Genomic DNA, 14,709 nt, shown 5'->3' on the forward strand with positions numbered 1-14,709 from the left:
GAAGATCGGCATGCGGAACATCGTCATACCGGGCGCGCGCATGCACAGGCCGGTGGTGATGAAGTTGACCGCGCCCAGGATCGTGCCCAGACCGGAGACGAGCAGGCCCAGGATCCAGAGGTCGCCGCCCAGGCCCGGCGAGCGGACCGCGTCGGACAGCGGGTTGTAGGCGAACCAGCCGAAGCTGGCGGCGCCGCCCGGGGTCAGGAACCCGCTGATGGCGATCAGGCTGCCGAACAGGAACAGGTAGTAGCCGAGCAGGTTGATCCTGGGGAAGGCCACATCGGGGGCGCCGATCTGCAGCGGCATGAGGATGTTCGAGAACCCGACGAACAGCGGGGTCGCGAACATCAGCAGCATGATCGTGCCGTGCATCGTGAACATCTGGTTGAACTGCTCGTTGGACAGGAACTGCATGCCCGGCGAGAACAGTTCGAGACGCATCAGGAGCGCCAGCACGCCGCCGAAGAGGAAGAAGGCGAAGGAGGTGATCAGGTACATGTACCCGATGACCTTGTGGTCGGTGGAGGACAACCACCTGACAGCGATCGAACCCTTACCCCCGGCTTCCTCCGGTGCAGAGGACCGCGTATCCGTCTCAACCGACATACAGTTCCTTCTCAGGTCGTTCGCAAGGGAGCTCGGGGCGGGGCTCTTCAAGAGGCGGAGTGAGAGTCACCCGAAAAAGGAGGTGGAACCCTCGCTCTCTGAACCGGAAAACTCGCACGAAAAAGTCCGCCGCCATGCTTTGGCACCGAGCACCTGGGGCGCAGGGAGCGCACATTGCGGCGGGGATCATGATCGAGCCCGACCCGGTCCACCAGACTAGCAATTCTGGGAACCTTTATACAGCAAGCGAAGAATCCCAAACGAACACGCCGCGCGGGACACGCGTCTTCGACCGGAACATGGCATCTATTTCTTCATCACAAGACACATATATTTCATTTATTCAAATGGTTCCCTTTTTCCATGAAGACCGGATGTTCGCCCGAGTGGTGATTCCTCCCGCCTCCTGAGCGACACGACCCCGTGACCGCACCCAGCGATTCATGGTCGAGGATGTCCCCGACGTTCACGAACGGCCCGAGCACTTCACGCAGGCGGAGCTCAGAACCACACGGCCCCGGGACGGCCACCCGGAGGACGGCGTCAGGGGGTCCCTTCGAAGCCGGCCTCGGGAACCGTCCCGGTCCTGACCTCACGCGTGCCGTTCCACGACGCTGCCTGCAGGGATCCTCTGGACGCACGGGATCCCGAGCGGCGGAGCCCCGCCCGCACCCCCCAGAACGGGCGGGGCTCTCCTCCCTTTTCCTGAATGGTCTCTGTCAGAGGCCGGGGTCGGAGGCGCTCACATCGGCCGGCGCGGATCCCTCTTCCACGCCCGGGCAGGACCGCCCGTCATCACGACCCCTGCCACTGCCTCCTCGACGACGGGCAGGCGGCCCGCGGTGGCCTCTCGCGAGGACGTGTCCGAGGTAGCGGTACGTACGCCCGGGGCCCTCGCTTCGGCGCGGCTGACCACCGTGTGCCGTGCCCTCTCACGATCGTCGTCCTCGTACGACGCCCTAACCGCCCCCGCTGCCCCGAAACATCATGGGGCCCATGATTTCCACGGGCCCCGGCCCCGGCCCCGGGCCGAACGTACGAACACGAGGTGCTACGGGCGGTCATCACCGGTGAGGGCGGTGTGCGGGACGTGTGAGCGCACCGCCCGAGCGAGCGGCGGCCCCTGTCCTTCGGGCGGGACGGCGGGCGCCTTCTCCTCCGACCCGCCCTCAGCCGGCGGAGAGCAGCTCGGCGAACAGCTCCGGGTCGACGTTGCCGCCCGAGACCACCGCGACCGTCGCCTCGGGGCGCCCCGGCACCGTGTCGACCTTCCCGGCCAGTACCGCGGCGGCGGACAGCGCCCCGCTGGGTTCGGCGACCAGCCGGGCCCCGTGCGCGAGCGCGGCCACCGCCCGGCCGATCTCGTCCTCGGTGACGGTCACGATCTCGTCCAGGCGCGCGGCCAGGTGCGCGAAGGTGCGCTCGGACAGGCAGGTGCGCACCCCGTCGGCCATGGTCCGGTAGGTGCGCTCCGGCGCCCAGGTGACCAGGTGCCCCTCACTCAGGCTCTCGGCGGCGTCGGCGGCCAGCTCCGGCTCCACTCCCACCACGCGGACCCGGCGCGGCTGCACCGTCCAGGCCGCCGTGGCCACCCCCGAGGCGAGCCCTCCCCCGCCGACCGGCACCACGATGGTGGTGACCTCGGGCGACTGTTCCAGGATCTCCAGTCCCACGGTGCCCTGGCCGGCGACCACCCGGGCGTCGTCGAAGGGCGGCACCAGGGCCAGGAGTTCGCGGTCCCTGAGCTCGGTGGCGGCGGCGAGGCGCTCCGCAGGCGGGACGGTCACCACGCGCGCGCCGTAGGAGCGGATCCGGTCCACCTTGACCGCGGGCGCGCCCTCGGGCACCACGACAGTGCAGGCGACCCCCTGGCGGGCCGCGGCGCAGGCGAGCGCGAGGCCGTGGTTGCCCGAGGAGTGGGTGACCACCCCGTGCCGGCGCTGGACCGGGTTGAGCAGGGCCACGGCGTTGGTGGCGCCGCGCAGCTTGAAGGCTCCGGTGGGCTGGAGGCTCTCCGGTTTGAGGAGGAGGTCCGTCCCGTCGGGCCCGGCGGTGAGCGGTGTGCGCACCACGTGGCCCTGGACTCGGGTGGCGGCGGCCCGGACGTCGTCTGCGGTGACCAGTTCCATCCGGCGAGTATGCCCGCGACCGCCTCGCGCACACGGGACAATGGGTCCCGATGCGTACCGAACAGACCCCTGACGACCTGCCCGGCCGGGCCTTCTACAAGCTGATGACGTCGGTGGTGGTCCCGCGCCCGATCGCGTGGGTCTCCACCACCTCCGAGTCCGGTGTGGACAACCTGGCCCCGCACTCCTTCTTCACGATCTCGTGCACCGAACCGCCGATCGTGCAGTTCACCTCGGTGGGGCGCAAGGACTCCCTGCGCAACGCCGAGGCGACCGGCGAGTTCGTCGTCAACCTGGCCTCCGAGTCCCTCCAGGACCAGGTGAACGCGAGCGCGACCGACTACCCCTCGCACGTGAGCGAGTTCGACGCGCTGGACATCGGGCGGGAGGCGAGCACGACCGTGCGCCCGCCCCGGGTGGCCGACTCACCGGTGGCGGTGGAGTGCGCGCTGCACTCGACCCTGAGGCTGGGCGACTCCACGGTGGTGTTCGGGCGGGTGCTGAACGTGGCCGTGGACGAGAACGTGCTGAAGGACGACGGCCTTCCCGACGTCACCCTGCTGCGGCCGATGGCCCGGCTGGGCCGCAACGAGTGGTCGGCCCTGGGCGAGGTCCGGGGAATCGACCGGATCCCCTACCGGCCCTGACCGCCCGGGCGCGGGCCCGCGCCCGGGAGCCGACCGCCGGTCACACGGCCAGGTCGGCCTCGGGTGCGGGCAGCGTGGGCAGGAACGGGGCCACCGGTGCGGGGTCGCCGCCGGCCCAGTCCATGGCCAGGATCTGCTTGAGGCTGCGGCGGCCGGTCACCGCGCGGGCCAGTTCGTGGGCGGTGCCGCTCAGGGTGAGGTCGGCTCCCGTGCCGAGGTTCCACTCCTGGCCGGTGTCGGTGGCGAGCACGCGCACCGAGGGCGCTTCGGCGGGCCAGCCCTTGGCCAGGCCGCCCAGTGGGAAGTCCGCGAGCTGGTCGGCGTCCTCGGTCTGGACGTCCAGCCCCAGGGCGCCGCGGATGTCGTTCTCGTGGTGCCACACGTCCAGGGCGGGCAGGGAGTAGCGCCTGCGCTGCTGGGTGGCCAGGAGATCCAGCAGGGCCGGGGCGCTGTCGCGCCACTGTGCGGTGACCGTGTCGAAGTCCAGACCGGCGCGGTCGGCGACCTGGCGTGCGGTGACATCGTCGCCGGCCGGAGGGGTGACGTCACCGCTGACGACGTCCGCGGCGAGCCCGGCGAGGTGGGCGTACACCTGCTCGACGGTCCAGGCAGGGCAGGCGGGCACGACGGTGCCGAGCTGGTCGGCGTCCAAGGTCGCGGCCAGCTGCAGCAGTCGGTTCTGGCAGTTCTGGTAGATGCGCGCGGAGTCCATCGCCCCAGCTTAACTAACACTGTTAGGGAGCGGTGGGCCGCCCGCCCGGCTCGGCCGAGAGACGGAGAAGCCGTGCCCTGCACAACGCGGGGTGCGCAGTGCAGGGCACGCGGGTGCTGGTGGTCCGGTCCCGGGGCACGGCTGCCCGGGACCGGACCGGTTCAGGGGCCCGTGGGCGGTTCGGCCTGGGGGTCAGTCCTCCTGGCAGGCCACCCTGGGCTCGATGTTGGCCCCCTCGAAGGTGGCGGTGAAGCCGAAGGAGGTGGACTCACCCGCGGCGAGCGTGCCGTTGTGGGCCGTGCTGGAGGCCTCGAAGTGCGCCCCGTGGTTCACGACCGAGGCGTTCCAGATGCTGGTGATCTCCTGGCGGTTGGCGAAGACCCAGTCCACCATCCACCCGGAGACCCCGTCCTCTCCGGCGGTGACCTCGACCTCCGCCTGGAAGCCGTCGTTCCACTGGCTGACGACGGTGTACTCGGCCGTGCAGTACTCGCCCTCGGGCGGGTCCGTCGGGTCCGGGGACGGGTCGGGGCTGGGCGTGGGGTCGGGGTCCGGGGACGGGTCGGGGTCGGGGTCGGTGCCGCCCGGCTCCTCCCCGAAGACGACGTCGGAGCAGTTGTAGAAGGCCTCGGGGCTGTCCGACCGCTCCCAGACCACGTAGACGATGTGGCGCCCCTCCCGGTCCGGCAGGTCGACGTCCCAGTAGTACTCGGCTCCGGCGTCGCCGCCGCTGCGCAGCGGCGGGTCGGTGACCTCGTCGATGAGCTCCAGGTCGTCCCAGTTCAGGGGCGTGTCGGTGTCGTACCCGTCCGTGGTGACGTAGGTGAAGAAGGTGCCCGGGTGGGGCGCCCAGGCGTTGTGCCGGAACTCCACGGTCTCCCCGGCCGTCAGAGCGGTGGTCGGCCAGTCCTCGCGCGGCTCGTTGAACGCGGCGAAGTCCGGGTGGGCTCCGCACAGCTCGCCGTCGGGCACGTACTCCCGGTGCCGGCCGTCGGAGTCGGGGACGAGGTTGCCGTACCAGTTCCAGAACGCGTAGTCCCCGCCCTCGGCCAACGCGTCGGCACAGGCCGCGTTGGTGGGGGCGAGGGCGCCGCCGCCGGTGCCGCCGGTGGCGTCGTCGAAGCAGGCGTAGGTGCGGCTGGCCGGGTAGGTGAAGGCGCCGTGGGCCTCCGCGGAGTCGGGCAGGGCGAAGACCGCGGTGCCGACCGCGAGACCGCCCAACGCCAGGGTCAGACCGATGGAGTTACGTGCACGCATGGGGGGACGTCTCCCGTTCTCGAGGGGGAACCCGGCCGCACGCGGTGTGCGGCCGGGGGCTGTCGTGCGAGCGCGGTCAGGACGCCGCGGCGCACTGTACGTCGGGCACCGTGACGGTGCCGGTGCGGTTGCCGGTGAAACCGAAGGAGGTCGACTCCCCTTCGGCGAGTGTGCCGTTGTAGGCGGTGCTGGCGGCCTGGACGAGCGGCCCGTCCTCGGTGACCGAGGCGTTCCAGGAACTGCTCACGCTCGCGCCGCCGGTGTGGGTCCAGGTGGTGTTCCAGCCGCTGATGTCGGTCAGCGCGGTGACGGTGACCTCGGCCTGGAATCCGCCGTTCCACTGGCCGAGGACCTTGTAGACCGCCTCGCAGTCCGACGTCGGGGGCGGGTCGGTGGGGCCGCCGTCCCCGCCGTAGACGGGGGCCTCGACCGCGGTCTCGGCGATGCCGTTCGGGCCGTGGAAGATGCGCTCGCCCCAGGGGGTGAGGTCGGTGACGTCGAAGCCGTTCACCATGTCGAGGTAGTCCACCTCGCTGCTGTTGCCGCTCCACGACCAGCCGATGTAGCCCAGGCCCAGGCGTTCGGCGTGGGCCATGACGGCGTCCTCGTCGGGGTCGCCGTCGCTGTGCAGGTGGCCGAACTCGCCCACCAGCAGCGGCAGTCCGGCGTCGGTGAAGGACTCCAGGTAGTCGGCGACGGCCGACTCCTGCTCGTAGACGCCGTACATGTGGATCGAGAACACGGTGTTGGCGTGCGGGTCGGCGTCGAAGACGCCCTGGGCGCCCTCGCGCATGATCCCCTGCCAGTCCTGGCCCCAGTTGGGGGCGTCCACGACCAGGGTGTGGTCGAACCCGGCCGCGCGGAGGCGCTGCACGGCGGCGGAGGTGTCCTCGGCCCAGCCCTGGTTGGCCGCGTCGTCGTTGCCGTAGGGTTCGTTGCCGATGTTGACGAGGACGTGGTCCTCCTCGCCCTCGAGCACGCTCTGGATCCGCAGCCAGTAGTCGACGGCCTGGTCCAGGGTGGCGGCCTCGGCCTCCTCGCCGTAGCCCGTGGTGTCGTGGACCTCGAGCATGCAGATCAGCCGGGCGGCCTTGCAGCGGGAGACCACGTCGGCCACGTCGGAGGGGCCGTTCTCGTCCCAGCGGTCGCCGCTGCTGAGGACGACGCGCACGGTGTTGGCGCCCAGCGACTTGATGTCGGCGAAGGCACCGGTCTCCTGCGTGTACCAGGAGTGGGGGTGGCTGACCCCGCGCATCACGAAGTCGTTGCCCTCCGCGTCGACGAGGCGTCCGTCGCTGACACTGAACCCGGTGTCGGCGTCGGCGGGCGCGGCGTCGGCGGGCTCGGCGTTGGCGGGCAGGGTGTGGCCGAGCAGGGCGGCGGTCAGGGCGAGGACCGCCGTCAAGGCGATCGGCAGGCGTTTCTTGGCCATGGCTTCTCCTGAGGGGTGGAAGGAGCGGGGCGGGGCAGGGCGGGACCGGACGACGCCCGGGGGTGAGGGGGCGGGCAGCGGCTCCCCGCCCCCTCCGTTTCCGGTTGCCCGACTGCTGGGGCGGCTACTCGGCGTCTCCGCCGCCGAACAGTTCGCCGTGGGTGGCCAGGGCGGTGGCCACGTCGACCTGGGCCCAGAACCGGTGGTAGGTGAACTCGGGCGCGTCCCCGCCGTTCAGGTACTCCTCGACCTCGGCGTAGGCCGGGTCGTCGAAGTAGAAGGAGCGGATGGACTGGAAGGTGGACTCGGAGTCGACCGCGTCACCGTTGGGCATGGTCCCGGAGAAGCCGTCGGGGACGTACAGTCCGCCGTTCTCGGCACCGTAGGGGTCGTCGAACCGGGAGTAGTCCGCGCGGATCTCGGGCACGGCCACACCGAGCTCGTCCTCATGGGCCATCAGGGCGTCGAGCAGCCCCTCGGCGGTCTCCAGTGCCGCGTCGTCGCCGGTGGCGGCGGCGTAGTGCATGAGGGTCTTGGCCAGGCCGGCGGCGATGCCGACGTCCTGGTTGTGCGAGACGACCTCCACGCTCAGGCCGGGGTTGCCGGTGGGCGTGCCGTCCCAGTCGTCGGGCTGTCCGCTCCACTCCATGTCGGCGGGGATGGCGAAGTCTCCGCCGGTGCCGACGGTGGTGTTCTCGATCGCCCACGGGATCCAGCTGTCCAGGATGTCCCCGGCGCGCTCGTCACCGCTGATCCGGTAGTACTCGGCCACCCGCTCGACGTCCCAGACCTGGAAGCCGAACCACTGGTTCGAGGGCGGGTCGTGCCACACCGGCTTCTCGTCGTAGTAGAGGCCGTGGAAGGTGGGGGTACCGGCCGGGGGCTCCGCGTAGGTGCCCTCCCAGCTGTTGGTCGCCCCGCCCGCGATGCCGCCGTCGGAGGACTGGAGCCACTGGAGGAACTCCAGCTGGCGGTCGAGGCTGGTGCCCCAGTCGTCGGCGCCGCTGGGCGACTCGGGCCGAAGCGCCGCGGACTCGGAGAGCGCGTAGGCGGCCATCACGTTCTGGTAGCCCTGGTGGGCGGAGGAGCCGCCGATGCGCCAGGCCCAGGGGTACTGGGCGCTCTCCAGGGCGCCGCCCCAGGAGTAGTACCAGGCGAGCAGGTAGTGCGCGGAGTCCTTGCCCGTTCCGGGCGGGCAGGTCTCGGCGCCGACGCAGTCACCGGTCTCCTTGAAGTACTTGTCGAACATGGAGTAGCGCAGGTAGTCGCCCATCTTGGCCGCGTTGGAGACGCTGTCGGCGATGGCGGACTCGTTGCCCTGCCCGGCTGCCCACTCGTGCGCGAGGTAGGCGACCTGGACGGCGCGGGCGTCGGCGTCGGGCGCGTTGGTGTAGCGCCACTGCTCGGCGGGCTCGGAGTCGTCGACGAACAGGTCGATGAACCCGTTCTCGCCGCCGTGCGCGAAGGTCTCGCAGGAGGGGTGCGGCACGGTCTCCCAGACGGACTCGTTGGAGCCGCGCTGGAAGGTGTTGATGTAGCTGGGCGCGTCGTCGCTTCCGTCGCCGCAGAACCCGTAGCCGTAGACGTTGTCCACGTCGAGCAGCCAGTGCATGCCGTAGATCTCGTCGGTGCCGTAGGTGCTGCTCAGCTCGCCGGCGAGGGGGTCCTCACCGACGGGGACGCCTTCCTGGAGCGGCATGGGGTAGTCGCCCGGTTCGAGCGATTCGGGGATGTAGGTGGCGGGGTCGGAGGGGTCGTAGGCGCCGTTGGTGGGCTGGTCCGCCGTGCCCGGGATGATGAAGGCCTCCATCGACTCCCATGCGGCGTTGAAGGGTTCCCAGTCCTCGGAGAGGCGCCCGTAGGCCGCTTCCAGCCACAGGTAGTAGCTGAACGCCTCGGAGGTGGTGGCGTGCCCGGTGTCGGGTGCCTCCACGATGAGCTTCTCGACCGAGTGGTAGGGCACCAGGAGCCCGTCGAACTCGCGGAAGTAGCCGCTGTCCGGGTCCTTGATCGTGTCGTAGAGGTCGAGGAACTGGGACTCGTACCGGGTGAGTTCGGGGTTCTGGGCGCGGATCGTGTCCGCGACGGGCGTGTACTCGTAGCTGTCGGAGACCACGGGGTCCGCCTGTGCGGACACGGCCGTGAGTGTGGCCGCCAGCAGGGCGGCGCTCATGGTCGCGGGGAGGAACCAGGGCCGTCGGGCGGCCCGGTCCGAGCGGGGGGTTTGCACGTCGTCCTCCTGGGAGGGGCCCGACGCGGTTCCGGCCGGCGCCGGAGCGGACCGCCGCCGCGCCCCGAACGGTGCGTCGGACGGGGCGGGGCGTGCGGCCGGGGGCACGGAGGCGGGAACCGGGCGGGGTGATGGGTACGGGGGCTGGCCGTCGGCGGGGGCGCCTGTCGGCCCGGGGCCCGGGGCGGGCCGTACTCGTCATCGGTCGCGGTGCGGTCCGTTGGCAGGGAGAGGGCGACCTCGGTTATAACGAGGGCACTCTCAGTGACGTTCCACGAAAGTTAACACCATTGGTGTCGGAGGGGCCGGGGTGACGGGGTGCCCGTGGTTCGAGCGGGCACCCCGCACACCGTGTTCAGCTCGGTCCGGCCGGCCGGACCGCCCGACTACTGGACGGGCGGGTGGGCGTTGGCCAGCAGCTCCTGGAACTGCTCGGAGAACCAGTGGCCGGCGACCGGCGCGTCGGGCAGCGCGCCGCTCATGTTGTCCCCGTTGCGCGGGTTGCCCTCGTAGGTGGGGTCGCACATCCGGTCGAAGCCCTTGCCCTCGTCGTTGGGGATCTCCTCGCTGGAGCCGTCCGACTCACCCGGGGGCTTCATCCACACGTAGGCGTCGATCCCGGTCTCGGGAGCGGCGGTGGGACGCTCGCCCAGTCCGGCGCCGGACTGGTTGCACCAGTTCCCGGACTGGATGCGGCGGTCGAAGCGGCCGCCGTCCACGTAGGCGTTGACGTCGGTGGTCGGGCCCGCTTCGGTGGGCCGGTCGGGGCCGCCCCAGCCGTTGCGGGAGGTGTCGATGAGCATCCCGATCCCCGAGTCGAAGCCCTGGGAGACCAGTTCCACCCGCAGCGCCTGGGCGAAGGAGAGCTCGTCGACGTACTGGTTCCAGTCCACCCAGTCGGACTCGCGCACCGGGGAGCCGTTGACGGTCTCACCGATCGCGAAGTGCTCCTCCTTCAGGGCGGAGTAGTTGGCGGTGTTGGCGATGAAGCCGTGCACGTCGTCGGGGCTGGCCCCGTTGGCGTTGGCGGCCTCGTGGAACAGTGCCGCGGAGGGAGCGAAGTTGTCGTCCCAGCCGATCCAGCCGTGGTGGCCGGCGTCCACGTAGTTGTAGACGTTGTCGATCGCGCCGAGCTGGCCCAGCGCGTAGCCGACACCGTTGACGTAGTTGCCGTTGGCGAGCATGACGTCGCACTCGGGCGTGGCGGTGTCGCGCGGTGAGACGTTCGTGACCAGGTTGGGCAGGGAGTCGATCTCGATCGTGGTGACCACGCGCAGGGAGGTGTCCTCGTAGTCGCGCAGGATGTCGGTGATCGGGTCGATGTACTCCGCCTCGTAGCGGTCGATCTCCTCGGGTCCGAGTTCACCGTTGGAGGCCAGCGCCGCGCAGTCGCGTCCGGGGAGGTTGTAGATGACCAGCTGGAAGACCAGCGGTTCCCCGTCGGCCTGCTCCACCGCCTCGTCGAGGTGGTCGCGCAGCCCCATCGATCCGGTGGTGGGGCTGTTGTTGCCTTCGATGGCGCTGATCTGGTCCATCCAGACACCGGTGGGCTCGTCGGCCACGGCCTCTCCGCCCGGCTCGGCGGCGGCGTTGGCGGACCAGATCGGGTTCACGTAGACGTCGGCGCCCACGTAGGGGTTGTCGACGCGCTCACCCGGGGTGGGGTCCGGGTCGGGATCGGGGTCGGGGTCGGGGTCCGGATCCGGGTCGGGCCCCGGGTCCACGCTGCCTTCGCAGAGGACGCCGTTGAGGCTGAAGTCCGCGGGAACGGCGTTGCTCCCGGAGTAGGAGGCCTGGAACCCGAAGGAGACGGTCGCGTCCTGGGAGATCGTGGCGTTGTGTCCGCCGTCGGTGACCGAGACGCTCTGGCCGGACTGGCTGTGGGTTCCTCCCCAGGCGTTGCTGATCTGCTGGTCGCCGTCGAAGGTCCAGTCCAGGGCCCAGCCGTCGACCGCGTCTCCGAGGTTGGTGATCTGGACGTCGGCGGTGAAGCCCGATCCCCAGTCGTTGAGCTGGTAGTCGACCGAACAACCGGTGGCGGCGGTGGCCGGTGCGGAGGCGGTGAGGGCGGTGGTGACGCCCAGGAGGAGGGCTGAGGCCGTGGCGACCGCACGGCGCGGCAGAGTTCGTCGGTTCGTGGCGGAGGGGGGTCTGCTCATCTTCGTTTCCTCGCGTAGGGGGGTGCCAGGAGGGTGAGCCTGCGGGGGCGCCGCACGGGTCCCGGCAGGGCCGGGAGGGCGGCGCGGGGTGGTGCCGGGGACGGGGGAAGGAGCTTCCCGGTCCGAGGCGTACACCTGTCGGTCGTGGCGCGGTCCAGACGGCGCGAGGGGGCTCCACCCAGTTTCGGGAGCGCTCCCATGCAGCGCTTTCCGGAAAGTTAACACCATTGAAAACCCACCGCAACGGGTGACGAGAAGAAAACTCTACGAAGCCCACATCGACTTACAGGGAGGCGATCGCCCCGCTATGTACGCTTTTGCCCCTATTTGCGAATGCCCCACGCGCCCCCTCCTTTCAGCCCGCGCCCGGGGCGTGCTCAGCTCGCTGGCTCCGGATGAGCCCGACCGCACCGCCTCCTCCGTGGCGCCGCACTCGGACCTTCACCACTGAATCGACCTGCGCTTTTCGCCGTGTGGGGGTTTCCTCCGGCTCTCTCCGGTGACGCCCCTCCGTCGGATCGACCGGGAACGCCCGCAGGGGGCGCGCTGGCCCAGAGCAGTGCCCTCTCTCCGACCGCCGCCTCGGGAAGGAGACCACGTGGGGGTCAAGGAACACCGGCCCCTGATGATGCGATGTGTACCGGCCGCGAGGAGGGGTAGCCGCGCCCTTAAGTGCACAACGGACCGATGTGAGGAGGTTGTGTGATGTATGCACAGGAGGGATCCGCAGGTCCCGACGGCGGGGGCGGGAAGGTCGACACGGCTCGCGCGGCGGCGGACGAGGTCGCGTCCAGCGCGAAGGAGGAAGTGCGGTCGCTGGCCGGAGAGGCCCGTTCGGAGACGGAACACGTCGTGCACGACGTGCAGGCCCGTCTTCGGGAGGAGGCCGAGCACCAGACCAGGAGGGCCTCGGGGAACCTGCGTCAATGGTCGCAGGACCTGGCCTCCATGGCCGAGCACGGCGAGACCGATTCGCCCGTGGGAGGGGTCGTGCGCCAGGTGGCGGAGAGGGGTCGCGGAGCCGCCGACTTCCTCGAGCACCGGGGCGTCGACGGCCTGCTGGAGGAGGCTCGGGACTTCGCCCGGCGCAGGCCCGTGGCTTTCCTCCTGGGCAGTGCCGTGGCCGGGTTCGCACTCGGCCGCGTGCTGAAGGCATCCTCCTCGGTATCCGGGCAGCCGGGCCCCGTCGACGGTCCTCCCGAGGAGAGCACACCGCGAGCGGACCACCGGAACGCTTCGACGCCGGGGCCGAACACGCCTGCGGCGGGCGAGACGATTCTTCCGTCCGTGGCTTCCGAGAGGCTCGGACGGGCGCCGGGAAGCGAGGGAGGCTGACATGGCGACGGTTCCCGAACCCTCCCCGGAAGCCCGGGTCCAGGGCCGACGGGACGGGGCCCCGGAGGACAGGTCCCTGGCCGAGCTCGTCGGAGAGGTGACCGACGACCTCCAGCGGTTGTTCCGCCAGGAACTGGCGCTGGCCAAAGCCGAGATCCGGGAGGAGGCGGCCAAGGCCGGCAAGGCGGCGGGTCTGCTGAGCGGGGCCGGCTTCGCCGGCTACATGACGGTGGTGCTGCTCAGTTTCGCGGCGGTCTTCGGCCTGGCCGAACTCATCGGCCTGGGCTGGGCCGCCGCGGCCGTGGCAGTGCTGTGGGCGATCGCGGGGACGGTCATGTTCTTCGTGGGGCGCAACAGGATGCGCCAGGTCTCACCCAAGCCCGAACGCACCGTGGAGACGTTGAAGGAGGATGCGCAATGGGTGAAACACCCGACCAGATAAAGCGGGACATCGAGCGGACGCGGACCGAGCTGACCCAGGACACGGATCGCCTGGTGGACCGTGCCAACCCCAAGAGCGTGATCGACCGGCGCACCCACCGGATGCGTCTCAGGGCCCGGGGGATGAAGGACCGGGTCATGGGGTCGATGCCCTCGCCGGGTTCCTCCGGAAGCTCTCCGGGAAGCGCGGTCCGGCAGAACGCCGATCAGGCGGCGGAGGCGGTCAGGTCGGCTCCGCAGCAGGCCGTCCAGCAGACACAGGGCAACCCGATCGCCGCAGGACTGATCGCCTTCGGGGCCGGACTGCTGACCGCCTCGCTCCTCTCCGAGAGCCAGTCGGAGCAGCGGGCGGCCCAGCGGCTCCAGGACCGTGCGGGCGAGGTGATCGAGCCGGCCAGGCAGGCGGTCTCGGAGTCCGTGGGCCGAGTGAGGGAGCAGGCCTCCGAGTCGGCTCGCGACGCAGGGGAGCACCTGAGGGAGAGTGCCTCCGAGAGGGCCCGCTCCACCGGCGAGCACGCCCAGCAGGAGGCGAGGAGCGCCACGGAGCGGATGCGCGACTCCTGAGACCGCGTCGAGCGTTCCACTCCTGCGGCCGTGCCCTTCCGCTTCCCCTCCACGGGACGGAAAGGCACGGCCTCGTCCTTCTCCGAGGGCGTCTTCACCACCGAAGGGAAAGGAAACGGGCGATGACCCAGTGGAGCAACCGGAACCGTGGCGGTGAGGGCCCTCCGGCAGGAGCGGCCGCCGCACCGACCCAGATGTCCAAGTCCTCGTGGTGGGGTGCCCTACGCGGTGCGATGCGTGAGTTCGGCGCCGACAACCTGACCGACCTGGCCGCCGCACTGACCTACTACGCGATCCTGGCCCTCTTCCCGACGCTGCTCGTCCTGGTGTCGCTGCTCGGGCTCGCGGGACCGGACGCCACACGGACGCTCACCGACAACGCCTCCGCGGTCCTGCCCTCCGACGTCGCCGGGTTCGTGACCACTTCCATCGAGAACCTCCAGGAGAACCAGGGCGCGGCCGGGCTTGTCGGTATCGCGAGCCTGGCTGTCGCCCTGTGGTCGGCCTCGGGGTACATCGCCGCCTTCATGCGCGCGTCCAACGTGGTCTACGACGTCCCGGAGGGACGGCCCATCTGGAAGACGCTCCCCATCCGTGTCGGCGTCACCCTGCTGCTGGTCGTCCTGACGACCCTGACCGTGCTCGGCGTCGCGATCTCGGGCGGGGTCGCGGAGAGGGCCGGGCAGTTGTTGGGCCTGGGGTCCGCCGCCGTGACGGTGTTGGACGTCGCGAAGTGGCCGGTGCTCCTGTTCATGGTGGTCTTCATGCTGGCCGTGCTGTACTGGGCCTCACCCAACGCGAAGCGCGGATTCCGCTGGGTCAGCCCGGGAAGCGTGCTCGCGGTGGTGATCTGGCTGGTCGCCTCACTGGCGTTCTCGTTCTACATCGCCAACTTCGCCTCGTACGACAGGACCTACGGAAGCATGGCCGGTGTGGTGGTCTTCCTGTTGTGGCTCTGGATCAGCAACATCGCGATCCTGCTCGGCGAGGAGTTCAACGCCGAGATCGAGCGCGGACGCGCCGAGGAGGCGGGAAAGCCCGAGGGCGAGGAGCCCTACGTGGAGATGCGCGACCGTCCCAAGAAGAAGGGTCGGAAGCACCGCGAGAAGCGGCGCGGCTGACCGCGCCGGGGCCAGGACAGGCGGACGGCCCGCCCCCGCCGGGAGCCCGGCGGGGGCGCCCGGCGGGGCGAAC

General features: G+C 70.6%; 12 protein-coding genes. 5 read left to right on the forward strand and 7 right to left on the reverse strand.

Annotation, left to right across the window (positions count from 1 at the left end; translation table 11 throughout):
- Together D458_RS0126915 and D458_RS0126920 are read right to left on the reverse strand one after the other, a co-directional pair.
- Nucleotides 1-609: cytochrome c oxidase subunit I (locus D458_RS0126915; protein WP_040702851.1), on the reverse strand; the 609-nt coding region annotated here is incomplete at its 3' end.
- A gap of 1,169 nt (nucleotides 610-1,778) precedes the next feature.
- The gene (locus D458_RS0126920) at nucleotides 1,779-2,738 is read right to left on the reverse strand and encodes a threonine ammonia-lyase (protein WP_017589819.1); all 960 of its coding nucleotides are present in this window, start codon (nucleotides 2,736-2,738) and stop codon (nucleotides 1,779-1,781) included.
- A 50-nt stretch (nucleotides 2,739-2,788) separates the two neighbouring features.
- Between D458_RS0126920 and D458_RS0126925 the strand changes: the two genes are divergently transcribed.
- Nucleotides 2,789-3,385 (forward strand): flavin reductase family protein, encoded by a 597-nt coding sequence (locus D458_RS0126925; RefSeq protein ID WP_017589820.1) that lies wholly within the window; start codon nucleotides 2,789-2,791, stop codon nucleotides 3,383-3,385.
- Nucleotides 3,386-3,425: 40 nt separating this feature from the next.
- Here D458_RS0126925 and D458_RS0126930 read toward each other — a convergent pair whose 3' ends face one another.
- The 5 genes from D458_RS0126930 to D458_RS0126950 all read right to left on the reverse strand — a co-directional run bounded on the left by D458_RS0126930 (nucleotide 3,426) and on the right by D458_RS0126950 (nucleotide 11,175).
- Nucleotides 3,426-4,097, reverse strand: coding sequence for a maleylpyruvate isomerase family mycothiol-dependent enzyme (locus tag D458_RS0126930; protein ID WP_017589821.1), 672 nt, complete (start codon nucleotides 4,095-4,097; stop codon nucleotides 3,426-3,428).
- Between the two features lie 192 nt (nucleotides 4,098-4,289).
- Complete coding sequence (locus tag D458_RS0126935; RefSeq protein ID WP_017589822.1) at nucleotides 4,290-5,354, reverse strand: lytic polysaccharide monooxygenase; 1,065 nt, start codon at nucleotides 5,352-5,354, stop codon at nucleotides 4,290-4,292.
- A gap of 76 nt (nucleotides 5,355-5,430) precedes the next feature.
- Nucleotides 5,431-6,786, reverse strand: coding sequence for a cellulase family glycosylhydrolase (locus tag D458_RS0126940; RefSeq protein ID WP_017589823.1), 1,356 nt, complete (start codon nucleotides 6,784-6,786; stop codon nucleotides 5,431-5,433).
- 124 nt (nucleotides 6,787-6,910) lie between these two features.
- Complete coding sequence (locus D458_RS0126945; protein WP_017589824.1) at nucleotides 6,911-9,016, reverse strand: glycoside hydrolase family 48 protein; 2,106 nt, start codon at nucleotides 9,014-9,016, stop codon at nucleotides 6,911-6,913.
- 386 nt (nucleotides 9,017-9,402) lie between these two features.
- Nucleotides 9,403-11,175 carry a glycoside hydrolase family 6 protein gene (locus tag D458_RS0126950; RefSeq protein ID WP_017589825.1) on the reverse strand — a complete coding sequence of 591 codons (1,773 nt, stop codon included), beginning with the start codon at nucleotides 11,173-11,175 and terminating at the stop codon, nucleotides 9,403-9,405.
- A gap of 705 nt (nucleotides 11,176-11,880) precedes the next feature.
- On the opposite strand from D458_RS0126950, the gene D458_RS0126955 reads away from it, so the two are divergent.
- The 4 genes from D458_RS0126955 to D458_RS0126970 all read left to right on the forward strand — a co-directional run bounded on the left by D458_RS0126955 (nucleotide 11,881) and on the right by D458_RS0126970 (nucleotide 14,636).
- Nucleotides 11,881-12,510, forward strand: coding sequence for a hypothetical protein (locus D458_RS0126955; RefSeq protein ID WP_017589826.1), 630 nt, complete (start codon nucleotides 11,881-11,883; stop codon nucleotides 12,508-12,510).
- 1 nt (nucleotide 12,511) lies between these two features.
- Nucleotides 12,512-12,952 carry a phage holin family protein gene (locus D458_RS0126960; protein WP_017589827.1) on the forward strand — a complete coding sequence of 147 codons (441 nt, stop codon included), beginning with the start codon at nucleotides 12,512-12,514 and terminating at the stop codon, nucleotides 12,950-12,952.
- On the forward strand, nucleotides 12,928-13,515 hold the full coding sequence (locus D458_RS0126965) for a DUF3618 domain-containing protein (RefSeq protein ID WP_017589828.1): 588 nt from the start codon (nucleotides 12,928-12,930) through the stop codon (nucleotides 13,513-13,515). The genes D458_RS0126960 and D458_RS0126965 overlap by 25 nt, the downstream gene beginning before the upstream one ends.
- A gap of 122 nt (nucleotides 13,516-13,637) precedes the next feature.
- Nucleotides 13,638-14,636, forward strand: coding sequence for a YihY/virulence factor BrkB family protein (locus D458_RS0126970; RefSeq protein WP_017589829.1), 999 nt, complete (start codon nucleotides 13,638-13,640; stop codon nucleotides 14,634-14,636).
- Nucleotides 14,637-14,709 lie beyond the last annotated feature (73 nt).

Source organism: Nocardiopsis ganjiahuensis DSM 45031 (assembly GCF_000341085.1).
Lineage (GTDB): Bacteria > Actinomycetota > Actinomycetes > Streptosporangiales > Streptosporangiaceae > Nocardiopsis > Nocardiopsis ganjiahuensis.